We start from the raw sequence: 12800 nt of genomic DNA on the forward strand, positions 1-12800 counted from the left end.
CCTCCGCGAATAATATTTCTTGGCACTCCTATCAATCGAGTGCCACGAGTGCTATTTATGAGTTGCAGCCGCCATACGCGCCGGCAGCAGAAAGACCTCTATGAAATTCCGTTCACTTCACGACCGCGTCGTCATTCGACGTGCGGAAGGCGATGTCAAATCCAAGGGCGGGATCATCATTCCAGACACCGCCAAGGAGAAGCCGCAGCAAGGCGAAGTGGTCGCAGTCGGCCCGGGCCTGCGCGACAAAAGCGGCAATCTGGTCCCGCTTGATGTCGAGGTCGGTGATCTCATTCTGTTTGGAAAATGGTCGGGGACAGAGGTCACGATCGATGGCGAAACCCTTCTGATCATGAAGGAGACCGACATCATGGGCATCGTCGAAAAGACCGAAGCGGCTGCTGACAAAGCCGCCTGAGCGTCGAATTTGTGACCAGCATCTCAAGACCGAACTGGGAAGAAATATCATGTCTGCCAAGGAAATCAGGTTCTCCACCGACGCGCGCGACCGCCTGCTGCGCGGCGTCGAATTGCTCAACAACGCCGTCAAGGTGACGCTTGGCCCGAAGGGGCGCAACGTTGTCATCGATAAGGCCTATGGCGCGCCGCGCATCACCAAGGACGGCGTTAGCGTCGCCAAGGAGATCGAACTCGCGGACAAGTTCGAGAACATGGGCGCGCAAATGGTGCGCGAGGTGGCTTCGAAGACCAATGATCTTGCCGGCGACGGCACGACGACGGCAACCGTGCTCGCCGCCTCCATTTTTCGCGAAGGCGCAAAGCTCGTCGCTGCCGGCATGAACCCGATGGATCTCCGGCGCGGCATCGATCTCGCCGTTATCGCCGTCGTCAAGGAAATCAAGGCGCGGGCGATGAAGGTCAAGTCATCAGGCGAGATCGCCCAGGTCGGCACCATTGCCGCCAATGGCGACGCCGCCATCGGCGAGATGATCGCCAAGGCGATGGACAAGGTCGGCAATGAGGGCGTCATAACAGTCGAAGAGGCGCGAACCGCCGAGACCGAACTCGACGTTGTCGAGGGTATGCAGTTCGACCGCGGCTATCTCTCCCCCTATTTCGTCACCAATGCCGAGAAGATGCGCGTGGAACTGGAGGATCCCTATATCCTCGTTCACGAGAAGAAACTCGGCAGCCTGCAGGCGATGCTGCCGATCCTGGAAGCCGTCGTACAGACCGGCAAGCCGCTGCTCCTCATCTCCGAGGACGTCGAAGGCGAGGCGCTGGCGACGCTTGTCGTCAACAAGCTGCGCGGCGGCCTGAAGGTCGCAGCCGTCAAGGCGCCAGGTTTCGGTGATCGCCGCAAGGCCATGCTGGAAGACATTGCCGTGCTTACATCAGGCCAGATGATTTCCGAGGATCTCGGCATCAAGCTCGACAACGTCACGCTCGATATGCTCGGCCACGCCAAGCGCGTGCTGATCGACAAGGAATCCACCACGATCATCGACGGCGCCGGCGACAAAGCGGCCATCCAGGCGCGTATCCAGCAGATCAAGGCGCAGATCGAGGAGACCACCTCCGATTACGATAAGGAAAAGCTGCAGGAACGCCTGGCGAAACTCGCCGGCGGCGTCGCAGTCATCCGCGTCGGCGGCGCCACCGAGACGGAAGTCAAGGAAAAGAAGGACCGCATCGACGACGCGCTGAACGCCACCCGTGCGGCGGTCGAAGAAGGCATCGTGCCCGGCGGCGGCGTGGCATTGTTGCGCGCCAAGTCGGCGCTTACGGGACTGACGGGGGAGAACGCCGACGTGACGGCGGGCATCTCGATCGTGCTCAGGGCGCTCGAAGCCCCGATCCGGCAGATCGCCGACAATGCCGGGTTCGAGGGCTCCATCGTCGTCGGAAAACTCGTGGGCAGCAATAATCACAATCAGGGCTTCGACGCACAGACGGAGACCTATGTCGATATGATCGAGGCCGGCATCGTCGATCCCGCCAAGGTCGTGCGCACCGCTCTGCAGGACGCCGGTTCGATTGCGGCGCTTCTGATCACCGCCGAGGTGATGATCGCCGACATTCCCGCAAGAGACTCCGCCCCTGCAGCCGGAAATGGCGGCATGGGCGATATGGGATACTGAGAACAGCTTGAACCGTTCCGGCGTCGCCGGACGGCGCAACCCGAACAATAGACAGGGAGAATTCCAATGTCCGTGCAGAGCAGCAGCAAGACATCGATCACCCAGCGTTTCGACAGTTACCAGCCATCCAAGACGCTTCTCGTCTGGGCTTGCGTCGTCACGGCGATCGCCACGATGATTATCGGCTTCAGCTGGGGAGGTTGGGTAACAGGCGGCACGTCAACCAAAGCGGCAGTCGCCGCCGGCGACGTTGCCCGCGGAGAGCTGGCGTCTGCCATTTGCGTCGAGCGGTTCAATGCGGCGCCGGATGCGAGCGCTAAACTGATCGAGTTCAAGGCGATTACCGAAGGCTACAAGCAGCGTCAGTTCGTCGAGGCCGGCGGTTGGGCGACCATGCCTGGGCAGACCTCACCCGACAGCCGAAGTGTCCAGGCCTGCGCCACCGCGCTTGCCGTCTGACAGCATTTTCTAGAGCGCTCCGATATGTGTGCGGAGCGCTTCCACTCTCAAAGCAGGAAATGACCAATGATCCGTTTTGTGAAAAAGAGCGACCCGCAGCCACCCGCAGACGATGCCGGCGACAACCGCTTCCAGAAAATCCGAGAAGCAGCTGCCGACGAGCATAAGAAAGCCGCCAACGACAGCACGCGTCGCCGCCCGCCGCAGGCAACGGAAGATGACGACCCGCTTATCTGAGTGTGGACTGATGTCCTAGAACATGCCTGCAGCGCAACAAGTGCGAAGCCGGCATAGGGTGCGATTTGAGGAAAGGGCCGCACCGGGGCTCTTGAAGACCTAGCGATAATCCAGCCAGACCCCGCCGGCATCGGCGGACCGCACGCAGTTTTCTACCCAGCGCACTCCTTCCAGTCCGGCATCGACATCGGGAAAGACCAGCTCTTCGATCCCCGCAGGAGCGAGGCCGCGCTCTCTGTTGATGGCAAAGCCGAAGCGGCGATAGAGGTTCGCCCAGGCTTCGAAGAGACCTTCCGGGTGACCGCCGCCGATCCGGTCGTCGATCCTGGCCTCGGGATAGAGATAGTCCATGCCGCGCTCGAGAATGCGGGCAGGTTCGCCCTGGATCTCGTAAGACAGCTGGTTCGGCCGCTCGTCCCACCACTCGATGCTGGCCTTCGAGCCGACGATGCGGATCTTCTGACCGTGCATGGAGCCGGCGTTGACGGCGCTCGACCAAATGGTGGCGACCGCGCCATTGTCATATTCCATCAGGGTCACCGCATTGTCCTCGAGCGGCGCGCGGCTTTTGACGAAGCTCTGGCGGGTGCAGAGCAGACGCCTGATCGTCAGGTGCGGCAGGATGACCTTGGCGATATAAAGCGGGTGGGTCCCGACATCGCCGAGCACATAGCTGGGGCCCGCGAATTTCGGATCGACGCGCCAGCGCGTCGAGGGGTTCTGCTCCTCCACCGCAGCGCTATGGAAGCCATGGGCGAATTGCAGGTTGACGATGCGGATCTCGCCGAGATCGCCATTCCTGACCATGGCGCGCGCCTGCTCGATCATCTGATGGCCGGCATAGCCATAGGTCACGCCGACGATCCGGCCGCGCGCCTGGGACAGCGTCTTCAACTCCTCAGCCTCGGCGGTCGTGAAGCAGAGCGGCTTTTCGCAGATCACATGCAGATCATGTTCGAGTGCTGCCTTGCAGATCGCAAAATGGGTGTTGTTGGGTGTTGCGATCGACACGGCTTCGATGCCGTCGGCCCGCCCGGCCTCAGTCGCAAACATCGTCGCATAGTCCCGGTAGCTCCTGGCTTCGTCGAGCCCGAGATCGAGGCCGAAGGCGCGGCCGCGTTCGGGATCGACATCGAAGGCACCCGCCGCAAGGGCAAAGACGTCGTCGCGATGCGCTGCCGAGCGATGAATATAGCCGATCTGGCTGCCTTTGCCGCCGCCGACCATGCCCCAACGGATCGGCTTTTGCCTGTTATTCGTCATCATCTTTTCCCTAAAAACCAACCGACCGGAGGTAATCGCGGCTTTGCTTCACATCTTCGAGGCTGCCGGCGACATTCCTCGGATCACGCTCCTGTTCGACGGTGATGAAGCCGTGATAGCCGATCTCCTCGAGAGCTCGTTTGACGGCGGGATAATCGATGACGCCGCGGCCGATCGGGCACATGACGCCCTGTCCGCAGGCATCGAAGAAGCGGATCTTCTCGCCAAGCACACGGTCGAAGACGGTCTGGTCGATGTCCTTGAAGTGGACGTAGTCGAGCCTGTCGGCATAGCGGCGAAGCATCTCCACGGGATCCATGCCGGCATAATAGCTATGGCCGGTGTCGAGGCAGAAGCCGGCGACCTCCTGCGGAATGTCACCTGCCACCCGCTCGATCTCATCAGCAAATTCGATATAGCCACCCGCATGCGGGTGGATGACGGCGCGCACGCCGTATTTGCGCTGAGCGAGTTCGGCAATCGCCGTGATATTGGCGATCATCCCGGCCCAAGCCTTGTCGTCGAGACGCGGCGCACGATCGGAATGGCCGGCGGCATAGTCCCGTTCGTCGTGCCCCCAGTCCATGACCGTGAGATAGGGTGTCCTGAACCGCTGGCCTGCCACCTGTTCCGGCTGCGGCAGCCTGGTGATGACGGCGCAGATTTCGTCCGTCTGCCGCAGCAATGTCTCCCGATTTTCAGGAGAGACGAGATCGTCGAAGATCGTGCCGGCGACGATGAAGAGATTGCGCTCGGTGAGCGCCTTTGCGACGAGCGCATCATCGAGCGGCACGTAGCCGTACGGCCCGAGTTCGAGGCCGCCATAGCCGGCTGCTGCCGCCTCGTCGAAGACGCGTTCCCAGGCGGGAAGGTTTGGATTGTTGACGTCGTCCACGCCCCAGCAGCAGGGGGCTGTCGTAATCGTGATGGTCACGGTTTCATTCCTGATAGTGGGTGCCGGGGCGGATATTGACGATCAGCCAAGTTTCCCGGGCCAGTATTTGTCGACATATTTCTGGATTTCAGAGCGCATGAAGCGGCCGGAATCGTCGGCGCGCTCCTCCCAGCCGAAGACGCAGGCGGTGATGATGCCGTCGAACCCGACCGCGGCGAGCGAGGAGAAGAAGACATCCCAATTGATCTCGCCCTGGTACATATCCATGTGCTGATGGATGGTGACCTTCGCGCCCGGCGGATTGATGATGTAGCGCAGCCCCGATGACGCCTTGTGATTATAGGTATCGGCCACATGCACATGGGCAATCAGCGGGCCGGCATCGCGGATCATCCGCGCCATATCGTCGCCGAAATAGAAGGTATGCGGCGCGCAGTAGAGGAATTTGACGTTCTTCGAGCCGATGGTCTTCAGCATGTCGATCGCAGGATGCAGCGTTTCGCACCAGTCTTCCGGATGCGGTTCCATGTTGAGCGTGACGCCCTCGCGCTCGAACACCGGAACGAGCTCTTCTATCGAGCGCCACCAGGCAGCCTCGCTGTGCTCGTGGGTATGCATGCCGCCGCAGCAGCTGGCGCGGTGGCTGCGATCCGGCGACGGCCCGCGGCCGAATTCCGAGTTCATCGTATCGCAGCCCATTTCGGCGGCGATCGCGATTGCTTCCTTCCAGTAGCGCACCGCGGCCTGCCGCTCGTCCTCATGCGGGCTCGCCCAGCGATACATCGGCAGGATCGAGGCGAGCTGGACGCCGTGATCCTTCAGGGCCGCCTTGAATTCCGCGATGCGTTCCTTGTGTGCCCGCGGGCGCACCCACCAGGGCAGAAAATCGTCGCGCGGTGAAAGCTCGATATGCTCATAGCCGAGCTCCGCCGCCTTGCGGCAGAGGTCGCGCAGGTTGAGGTGACGGTGCATATGCGGGTCGAGTGCGATCTTCATCTGGCTCCTCCGTCATCCCCGGCCGCTTCGTGCCGGCGGATGATCCTTGATCTCGTTCGTTTTGGACCGTCCGGTGCTCCTCCCGGATTGCTGGCACGATACTGCTGCGGGGCCTGCACGCTCCAATGCTTCCTTGATCAAATTTGATCATTGACCTCACAGCGTGTCGATGCTCTGCTGTCTCAGCTTTGGGAGTGAGTGAGCCCTGATGAAGGTGACTTTGAAGGATGTCGCGAGGCAAGCCGGCGTTGGCACCGCGACCGTCGAGCGCGTCCTTAACGGCCGCGGCGGCGTGCGGCCGGAGACGGTGGAGAAAGTCTTCCTGGCGGCAAGACGGCTTGAATACCGGCAAAGCCTGCCGGTCGCCCATCGCGGCCTGATCCGGATAGAGGTGATCCTTGTTAGACCGGAGACCAGCTTCTATTCGCGTCTGAACCGGGCGTTCGAGCGCATCGCCGCCTCGCTCGGCGACAGCATCACCGTTCACCGCACCTTCGTCCGCGAGAACGAGCCGGCGCAATTCGCCCGCTACATCGCCAATCCGACGGCGCGCCGGTCGGCGCTGATCGTGGTTGCGCCCGACCATGCCGATGTCGTCACCAGTGTGCGCAAGGCCGCCGGTCTCGGCATTCCCGTCGTTCAGATCATGACCCGTCCGGCCCCGGAGCTCCCCTATGTCGGCATCGACAACTATGCCGCCGGACGCACCGCAGCTCACTACATGTCGGGCATGCTGGCGCAGCGCCCCGGTTCGTTCGTCGCTCTCTGCCACAGCGGCGCCTATGAGAACCATAAGGAGCGGATCCGCGGCTTCTCCAGCTATCTCTCGGAGAAGGGTTCAAACGACCATCGTTTCATCGAGGTCATGTTCGACCTCGATGACGAGCACAATGCCATGGAGTTGCTGCAAGCGGCACTCCGGCGGGAGCCCGGCATCATCGGGGTCTATAGTGCAGGCGGCGACAACAAGGGTGTTGCCAGGGTGCTCGAGGCAAACAAGGCTAGGCGGCCGTTCTGGGTCGGTCACGAATTGACGGAGCAGACGCAGGACTATCTCAGTCGTGGCATCATGTCGATCGTGCTCGACCAGGCGCCGGAGGTGCAGGCAAGACGTTCGATAGACCTTGCCCTGAACAGGCTCGGTCTCATTGAGGTGGAGGTCAGCGCCGAGCCGGTGCGCTTCCTGACAATCACACCCGAAAATCTTTGAGGCGGGATAAGGGTGCCCGGACAATCCGCTCGAATGAGCGCCAGCGGCTTTCACGATGCTGGCGCGGCCTTACTGCAACTGCGGCTTTCTGAGAAAGCTGTTGCGGTCGGCGGATTTGATGCGCAGCCAGGCTTCCCGGCCGTTCCTGAGGATCCGCATGGGGATTTCGGCGCCGGCTGGGCCGCTGCTCCAGAGCTTGCGGTAGAAATCGGCCAGGCCATCGACCTCTTCGTCGCGGATCTCCGAAATGATATCGCCCTGACGCAGGCCAGCCTGGGCGGCCGGACCGCCTTCGGCCACGCTCATGACCACCACGCCGCCATTGCTCTCGGCGGAGAAGGCGCCGAGCCAGGGCCGCGGCGGCTTGTTGACCTGGCCGCGGTTCAAGAGATCGTCAAGGATCGGCGGCAAAAGGTCGATCGGCACCACCATGTTGATATCGGCAACCTCGTCGCCATCGCTCATCTGCAGGCGAAGCGAACCGATGCCGAGAAGCTTGCCGTCCGAACCGATCAGCGCCGCACCGCCCCATGACGGATGGGCTGGTGCTGTGAAAATCGCCTCGTCCAGCAGATATTCCCAATAGCCGGCAAATTCCTGACGGGCGACGATATTTGCCTCGACGAATTCTCCGATGCCATCGGCAAGCACGACTGGATCGCCCGGCTTGGCCGTGGCCGCGTCGCCGAGATCCACCGCCGGGGCATTCAGTGGCCCAAGCGCCTGCACCAGGCCGAAGCCGCTTTCCTGATCATAGGCAAGCGCATGCGCGGGAACCACGCGCCCGTCATGGGTTGTCAACCAGACCTCTTCGGCCTCGGTGATGAGATAACCGATGGTCAGCACCAGCCCATTGTCGCGAATAACCACGCCGCTGCCTTCCCGAACGGTGCCCAGCGTCTCCGCTGTGAAGGCATCTTCCGGGATGGAGGAACGGACGGCCACGACAGACCGCAAAATCGGATCGATATTCATGCTTTCATCCCGATGGGCGCCGACGCGAAAGGCCGAAAGCCGGCGCATTCTTCCTTGAATAGGTAAGAGAATGGACGGCAGGTGCAAGACCGTATCGGAGGGAATTTCGGCAGGCCAACGCGCGGCCTCCCTCCGATGCCTGCACCAATCAAGGTATCACTGAGCGCCGAGACTATCTCGCATGGCACCGGCGGGCGGCTGAGCGCGACCATATTGCCGCGGCGAGCATCCCATCACTCTCTTGAAAGCGGTGCTGAATGCGCTTTCGGATTCATAACCGAGCGACAGGGCGACACCGGCAATTGCTTCGGCTGAGTTTGACAATCGGTCACCTGCGAGAAGCATGCGCCAGCGCGTCAGATAATCCATCGGCGCAAGCCCGACCTTTTCCTTGAAGTGGAGAGCAAAACTGGAACGGGACATCGAGGCACGTTCAGCCAGTGACTGCAACGTCCACTTGCGGGCTGGATCGGCATGCAGGGCACCGATAGCCGCACCGATTCGCCGGTCGGTAAGCGCGAAAAGCCAGCCGACGCCGCGCGCATTCGGAGATGCGATATGGAGGCGCAACACCTGCATGAGCATGACATGAGCAAAATGCTCCGCCATCAGAAAGCCACCCGGCTGCTGGTCGCGCAATTCGCGCGTCATCCGATCGAGGCACCAGCGCAGCACGGCGGCGTGATCGGAATCCCTCTTCACATGGACGATCGGCGGCAGGATTCCGAGAAGGATGTCCGAATTTCCTCCCGAAAAGGAAAAACGGCTGCCGATCAGGAAGAAATCGCCGCCGCCATTGCAAGTCGCAATGCCGTCGCGGGCGATGGAATAGATCGCGTCGGACGGGATCGCTTCGAGAGCCGGATCGCTGGCGAGACGAAAGGCTCGGCGGCTCGTCAGCAGAAAGCAGTCGCTTTCCTCCAGGCGGACAGCTTCTGGGACGCCATCGACGCTCAGCCAGCAGGCGCCTGAAATCACCGCGTTGAACTTGATGCCATCAGGGGGCGGAAAATCGATCGCCCAAGCGCCGCCAGCGTCAAGCCCCGCGGAAACATAGCTGCGCGGTTTGAGCAATGCGAGAACATCGGATAACGGGTCCATGTAAAAATCCGGACGATGGCGAAGGGATGCCGGACTTTAGCGCATGGATCGTCTGGAGGCCACGCCTTATTCTCGCGACCGTCATCCCGAGCGACGGCAACGTCGCAGAACAAAGGTAATTATCATGAGTGACAAACAAGTCCCCATCCGCTCCGGATTTGGAGCCCACACGACGGCCGACGAGGTTCTGGCCGGTCTCGATCTTTCCGGCAAGCGCGCCATCGTCACCGGCGGCCATTCCGGCCTCGGGCTCGAGACCACGCGTGCTCTGGCGGGCGCCGGCGCCAAGGTGACCATCGGCGCAAGGAGCATCGAGGCAGCGCGCAGCGCGGTCGCCGGTATCGATGGCGTAGAGATTGATCGGCTCGACCTTTCCGACCTCGAAAGCGTTCGTGTCTTTGCCGAGCGGTTCGTCGCGTCTGGCCGCAGCATCGACATCCTGATCAACAGCGCCGGCATCATGGCCTGCCCGGAAACGCGTGTCGGCGACGGATGGGAGGCACAGTTCGCGACCAATCATCTCGGCCATTTCGCCTTGGTCAACCGCCTTTGGCCGGCGATCTCGCCCGGCGCTCGCATCGTTTCGGTTTCCTCCGGTGGCCATCACAACTCGGCCATACGATGGGAGGATGTGCAATTCGAGACCGGTTACGACAAATGGCGGGCCTACGGTCAGTCGAAGACCGCCAACGCACTTTTCGCCGTGCATCTGGACAGGCTCGGGCGCGACACCGGCGTCCGCGCCTTCTCGCTGCACCCGGGCAAGATTTTTACCCCCTTGCAGCGCCATCTCGCAAAGGAGGAAATGGTCAGTGCCGGCTGGATCGATGCAGACGGCAATCCGATTGATCCGACATTCAAGACACCAGCCCAGGGGGCAGCGACGCAGGTTTGGGCGGCGACCTCGCCGCAACTCGAAGGCATGGGAGGCCTCTATTGCGAGGACTGCGATATCGCCATCCGCGCAACGGTTGGAGAACCCGGCGGCGTCAGCGACCATGCCGCCGATCCCGAGGCGGCAGCACGCCTGTGGATCTTGTCGGCAAGGCTGACCGGCATTGACGCTTTCGCGGCGTACGCCTGAAGCCATAGCTCGCGGCAAACCGTCGTCAATGCGCGATGAAGACGCTGCTGATTGTCTTGCCGTCTTCGCGCCTCACCCGGGACTTCTCGGGTGAAAGCCCGATCGGCAAGCCGAGCGGATCGTCAACACGTCATTGGCGCACACGCTGCCGAAATCGGCCTGCGACAGCGCGGTCGCCGTGCCAGATTGTATTTGCGCAAACAGCAGTCAAATCCGGCGACAATCCGTCATTAAAACGTATCAAGGCGTGCGCAAAAGCTGCGGCATCCGGTCCTGCGTCGTTCTTCGGACTTGGCGCGCGACATTTTTCGTGACAGCGGCATTGTGCAACAATATACCGTCAATCTCATCAGGAATCAGACCGACTCGGATCACGATATGAAAGACTGGCATCCCGATCTCAGCCGCAGCAGCAGCCCCCGTTATATGGCGATCGCCGATGTGATCGAATTGGATCTGCGCAGCGGGCATCTGGTGGTTGGGGACCGGCTGCCGCCGCAACGCGAACTCGCCAAGCGGCTGAATGTCGATTTCACGACGGTGGCGAGAGGGTATGTCGAGGCGCAGAAGCGCGGGCTTGTGGATTCACATGTCGGCCGAGGCACCTTCGTCACCGGTGGTGCGGACAAGGAGCGCCAGGGTTTCGCGCCCGACGCCGCGCCCGATCCCCGCCGCGCCTCCGTCGTTGACTTCTCGATGAACATGCCGCCGGAACCGGATGATCCGGAACTGATCGCCCGCATGCGCGAGGGCATGTCGGCAGTGGTGGCGAGCCTCATTCCGCTGCTGCGCTACCAGGGTTTCGGCGGTTCCAGCATGGACAAGGAGGCTGCAGCCTCCTGGCTCAGCCGTCGCGGGCTGGTGCCCTCGCAGGAGCGGATCTTCGTCACACCAGGCGCCCATCCGGCCCTGCTGGCGATCTTTGGCCTGCTGGCAAAACCGGGCGAGACCGTGCTTTCGGAAATCATCACCTATCCCGGTATGCGCTCGATCGCCGCCCAGTTGCGGCTCAATCTGACCGGTCTGCCGATGGACGAGGATGGTATCCTGCCGGACACCTTTGCCGAGGCCTGTGAGAGATTGAAACCGAAAGCGCTCTATCTCAATCCGACGCTGCAGAACCCGACGACGCTGACCATTCCGGCCAGGCGCCGCGAGGAAATCTGCGCTGTTGCCCGCAAATATCACGTGCCGATCGTCGAAGACGATGCCTACGGCTTCATTCCGCAGCAAGGCCCGGCGCCGCTCGCCGCCATGGCGCCCGATCTGACCTGGCATATCGGCGGGCTGGCGAAATGCATCGGCGCGGGTCTGCGCCTTGCCTATGTCGTGGCGCCGGACAGCAAGGCCGTGTGGCCCTTCGTCAGCGCCATGCGCGCCAACAATGTCATGGCCTCGCCGCTGACCGTGGCGCTCGCCACCCGCTGGATCGAGGACGGCACGGCCGATACGATCCTGCGTTTCATCCGTGCCGAAGCCGCCGCCCGCCAGCAGATGGTCGCTGCCATCCTGCCGGCCGGCAGCTACCGCGCCGATCCGATCAGCTTCAACATCTGGCTGCCGCTCTCCAATGGCTGGACCCGCTCCACCTTCGGCAGCCATACCCGTTCTTCCGGCATCGGCGTCGTCGCAAGCGATGCCTTCACGGTCGAGGGCGTCGCACCCGAGGCCGTGCGTGTCTGCCTTGGCGGACCGATCACCCGGGAGAAACTGCAGGGCGCACTGGAATTCATGGCCCATGCGTTGGAAGGCCCGCCGGAAATGGCGGCGTCGTTCTTCTGACGCAGAATTCCGCCACGGGCTGATTAGGCACTGACAAAAGCCGGAAGCGGTCAAGAACCAGATCGGCCGCACTCTAAGCTGTCCGGGCATGGCGAAGCATATCCGTCACGTTCACGTTTGATCCGCCGAGGCTGCCAAGCCTGGCTGCGGCCCCAAATGCTGCTTCGGAAATCTGCAGTCAGCTTGCAGTCGGCCTACGTTGGGAGCTCTGCGGCATTCTGGCGAATTGACTGGTAATTTCATTCCAATGTAATTATATTGCATGCATACATTAAAGACATTGATGGCATCAATGTCCGCGGCACAGGAAAGCGAGATCGTCATGGATACGGAATATCCCCCACTTCCTCCGATACAGACCGGCATCAAGGGGCGCTGCCCGCGCTGCGGCCAAGGTCATATGTTCAAGGGCTTCCTGACGCTGCAGCCGGAATGCGAGGTCTGCGGCCTCGATTATTCCTTCGCCGATCCGGCCGACGGTCCGGCCTTCTTCGTCATCTGCTTCGCCTGCATACCAAGCGTGCTGCTCGGTGTCTGGCTGGAGGTGGCTTTTTCGGCGCCGATCTGGGTGCAGCTTCTGGTCACCGGCCCCTTCATGCTCGCCACCTGCATTCCGCCGCTGCGGCCGCTGAAGGGCTGGCTGGTCGCCAGCCAGTATTTCTACAAGGCGGAAGAGGGCAAGCTCGCCTAGATCCG

Annotated in this window: 13 protein-coding genes; 8 read left to right on the forward strand and 5 right to left on the reverse strand. The window is 61.9% G+C overall.

Annotated elements, in window-relative coordinates; genetic code table 11:
* Window positions 1-100 precede the first annotated feature (100 nt).
* The 4 genes from CUJ84_RS05345 (at window position 101) to CUJ84_RS38235 (ending at window position 2798) form a co-directional block, all read left to right on the forward strand.
* Entirely contained in the window at window positions 101-418 is a 318-nt protein-coding gene (locus tag CUJ84_RS05345; RefSeq protein ID WP_003557889.1) for a co-chaperone GroES, read from the forward strand.
* Between the two features lie 49 nt (window positions 419-467).
* Window positions 468-2102, forward strand: coding sequence for a chaperonin GroEL (gene groL / locus CUJ84_RS05350; protein WP_105005484.1), 1635 nt, complete (start codon window positions 468-470; stop codon window positions 2100-2102).
* Between the two features lie 66 nt (window positions 2103-2168).
* Entirely contained in the window at window positions 2169-2561 is a 393-nt protein-coding gene (locus tag CUJ84_RS05355) for a hypothetical protein (RefSeq protein ID WP_027685388.1), read from the forward strand.
* A gap of 66 nt (window positions 2562-2627) precedes the next feature.
* Window positions 2628-2798, forward strand: coding sequence for a hypothetical protein (locus CUJ84_RS38235; RefSeq protein ID WP_165403082.1), 171 nt, complete (start codon window positions 2628-2630; stop codon window positions 2796-2798).
* Window positions 2799-2897: 99 nt separating this feature from the next.
* Here the strand turns inward: CUJ84_RS38235 and CUJ84_RS05360 are convergent, their stop codons facing one another.
* Genes CUJ84_RS05360 through CUJ84_RS05370 form a run of 3 tightly spaced genes read right to left on the reverse strand, consistent with a single transcriptional unit; the run spans window position 2898 to window position 5952 of the window.
* Window positions 2898-4064 carry a Gfo/Idh/MocA family protein gene (locus CUJ84_RS05360; protein ID WP_199788777.1) on the reverse strand — a complete coding sequence of 389 codons (1167 nt, stop codon included), beginning with the start codon at window positions 4062-4064 and terminating at the stop codon, window positions 2898-2900.
* A gap of 7 nt (window positions 4065-4071) precedes the next feature.
* A complete protein-coding gene (locus CUJ84_RS05365) occupies window positions 4072-4995 on the reverse strand; it encodes a TIM barrel protein (RefSeq protein WP_105005486.1) in 924 nt (307 codons plus the stop codon).
* Window positions 4996-5037: 42 nt separating this feature from the next.
* Window positions 5038-5952, reverse strand: coding sequence for a sugar phosphate isomerase/epimerase family protein (locus tag CUJ84_RS05370; RefSeq protein ID WP_047619719.1), 915 nt, complete (start codon window positions 5950-5952; stop codon window positions 5038-5040).
* 208 nt (window positions 5953-6160) lie between these two features.
* On the opposite strand from CUJ84_RS05370, the gene CUJ84_RS05375 reads away from it, so the two are divergent.
* Window positions 6161-7162: a LacI family DNA-binding transcriptional regulator gene (locus CUJ84_RS05375; protein ID WP_105005487.1), complete on the forward strand. Its 1002-nt coding sequence runs from the start codon at window positions 6161-6163 to the stop codon at window positions 7160-7162.
* 69 nt (window positions 7163-7231) lie between these two features.
* Here CUJ84_RS05375 and CUJ84_RS05380 read toward each other — a convergent pair whose 3' ends face one another.
* Both CUJ84_RS05380 and CUJ84_RS05385 read right to left on the reverse strand, forming a co-directional pair.
* On the reverse strand, window positions 7232-8137 hold the full coding sequence (locus tag CUJ84_RS05380; RefSeq protein WP_105008094.1) for a S1C family serine protease: 906 nt from the start codon (window positions 8135-8137) through the stop codon (window positions 7232-7234).
* 156 nt (window positions 8138-8293) lie between these two features.
* Window positions 8294-9238: an AraC family transcriptional regulator gene (locus CUJ84_RS05385; protein WP_105005488.1), complete on the reverse strand. Its 945-nt coding sequence runs from the start codon at window positions 9236-9238 to the stop codon at window positions 8294-8296.
* 124 nt (window positions 9239-9362) lie between these two features.
* Here CUJ84_RS05385 and CUJ84_RS05390 point away from each other — a divergent pair, with 124 nt between their 5' ends.
* The 3 genes from CUJ84_RS05390 (at window position 9363) to CUJ84_RS05400 (ending at window position 12795) form a co-directional block, all read left to right on the forward strand.
* Complete coding sequence (locus tag CUJ84_RS05390; protein WP_105005489.1) at window positions 9363-10322, forward strand: SDR family NAD(P)-dependent oxidoreductase; 960 nt, start codon at window positions 9363-9365, stop codon at window positions 10320-10322.
* A 378-nt stretch (window positions 10323-10700) separates the two neighbouring features.
* Window positions 10701-12104, forward strand: coding sequence for a PLP-dependent aminotransferase family protein (locus CUJ84_RS05395; protein WP_105008095.1), 1404 nt, complete (start codon window positions 10701-10703; stop codon window positions 12102-12104).
* Between the two features lie 322 nt (window positions 12105-12426).
* Window positions 12427-12795, forward strand: a complete 369-nt coding sequence (locus tag CUJ84_RS05400) for a DUF983 domain-containing protein (protein ID WP_026238930.1) — start codon at window positions 12427-12429, stop codon at window positions 12793-12795.
* Window positions 12796-12800: the final 5 nt, after the last annotated feature.

Origin of the sequence: Rhizobium leguminosarum (genome assembly GCF_002953715.1) — a bacterium.
Classification (GTDB): Bacteria; Pseudomonadota; Alphaproteobacteria; order Rhizobiales; family Rhizobiaceae; genus Rhizobium; species Rhizobium leguminosarum_V.

Bases quoted from the DNA above. Each gene is read 5' to 3' on its own strand.
- CUJ84_RS05345 (WP_003557889.1), top strand. From the start codon at position 101: ATGAAATTCCGTTCACTTCACGACCGCGTCGTCATTCGACGTGCGGAA.
- groL (WP_105005484.1), top strand. From the start codon at position 468: ATGTCTGCCAAGGAAATCAGGTTCTCCACCGACGCGCGCGACCGCCTG.
- CUJ84_RS05355 (WP_027685388.1), top strand. From the start codon at position 2,169: ATGTCCGTGCAGAGCAGCAGCAAGACATCGATCACCCAGCGTTTCGAC.
- CUJ84_RS38235 (WP_165403082.1), top strand. From the start codon at position 2,628: ATGATCCGTTTTGTGAAAAAGAGCGACCCGCAGCCACCCGCAGACGAT.
- CUJ84_RS05360 (WP_199788777.1), bottom strand. From the start codon at position 4,064: ATGATGACGAATAACAGGCAAAAGCCGATCCGTTGGGGCATGGTCGGC.
- CUJ84_RS05370 (WP_047619719.1), bottom strand. From the start codon at position 5,952: ATGAAGATCGCACTCGACCCGCATATGCACCGTCACCTCAACCTGCGC.
- CUJ84_RS05375 (WP_105005487.1), top strand. From the start codon at position 6,161: ATGAAGGTGACTTTGAAGGATGTCGCGAGGCAAGCCGGCGTTGGCACC.
- CUJ84_RS05380 (WP_105008094.1), bottom strand. From the start codon at position 8,137: ATGAATATCGATCCGATTTTGCGGTCTGTCGTGGCCGTCCGTTCCTCC.
- CUJ84_RS05385 (WP_105005488.1), bottom strand. From the start codon at position 9,238: ATGGACCCGTTATCCGATGTTCTCGCATTGCTCAAACCGCGCAGCTAT.
- CUJ84_RS05390 (WP_105005489.1), top strand. From the start codon at position 9,363: ATGAGTGACAAACAAGTCCCCATCCGCTCCGGATTTGGAGCCCACACG.
- CUJ84_RS05395 (WP_105008095.1), top strand. From the start codon at position 10,701: ATGAAAGACTGGCATCCCGATCTCAGCCGCAGCAGCAGCCCCCGTTAT.
- CUJ84_RS05400 (WP_026238930.1), top strand. From the start codon at position 12,427: ATGGATACGGAATATCCCCCACTTCCTCCGATACAGACCGGCATCAAG.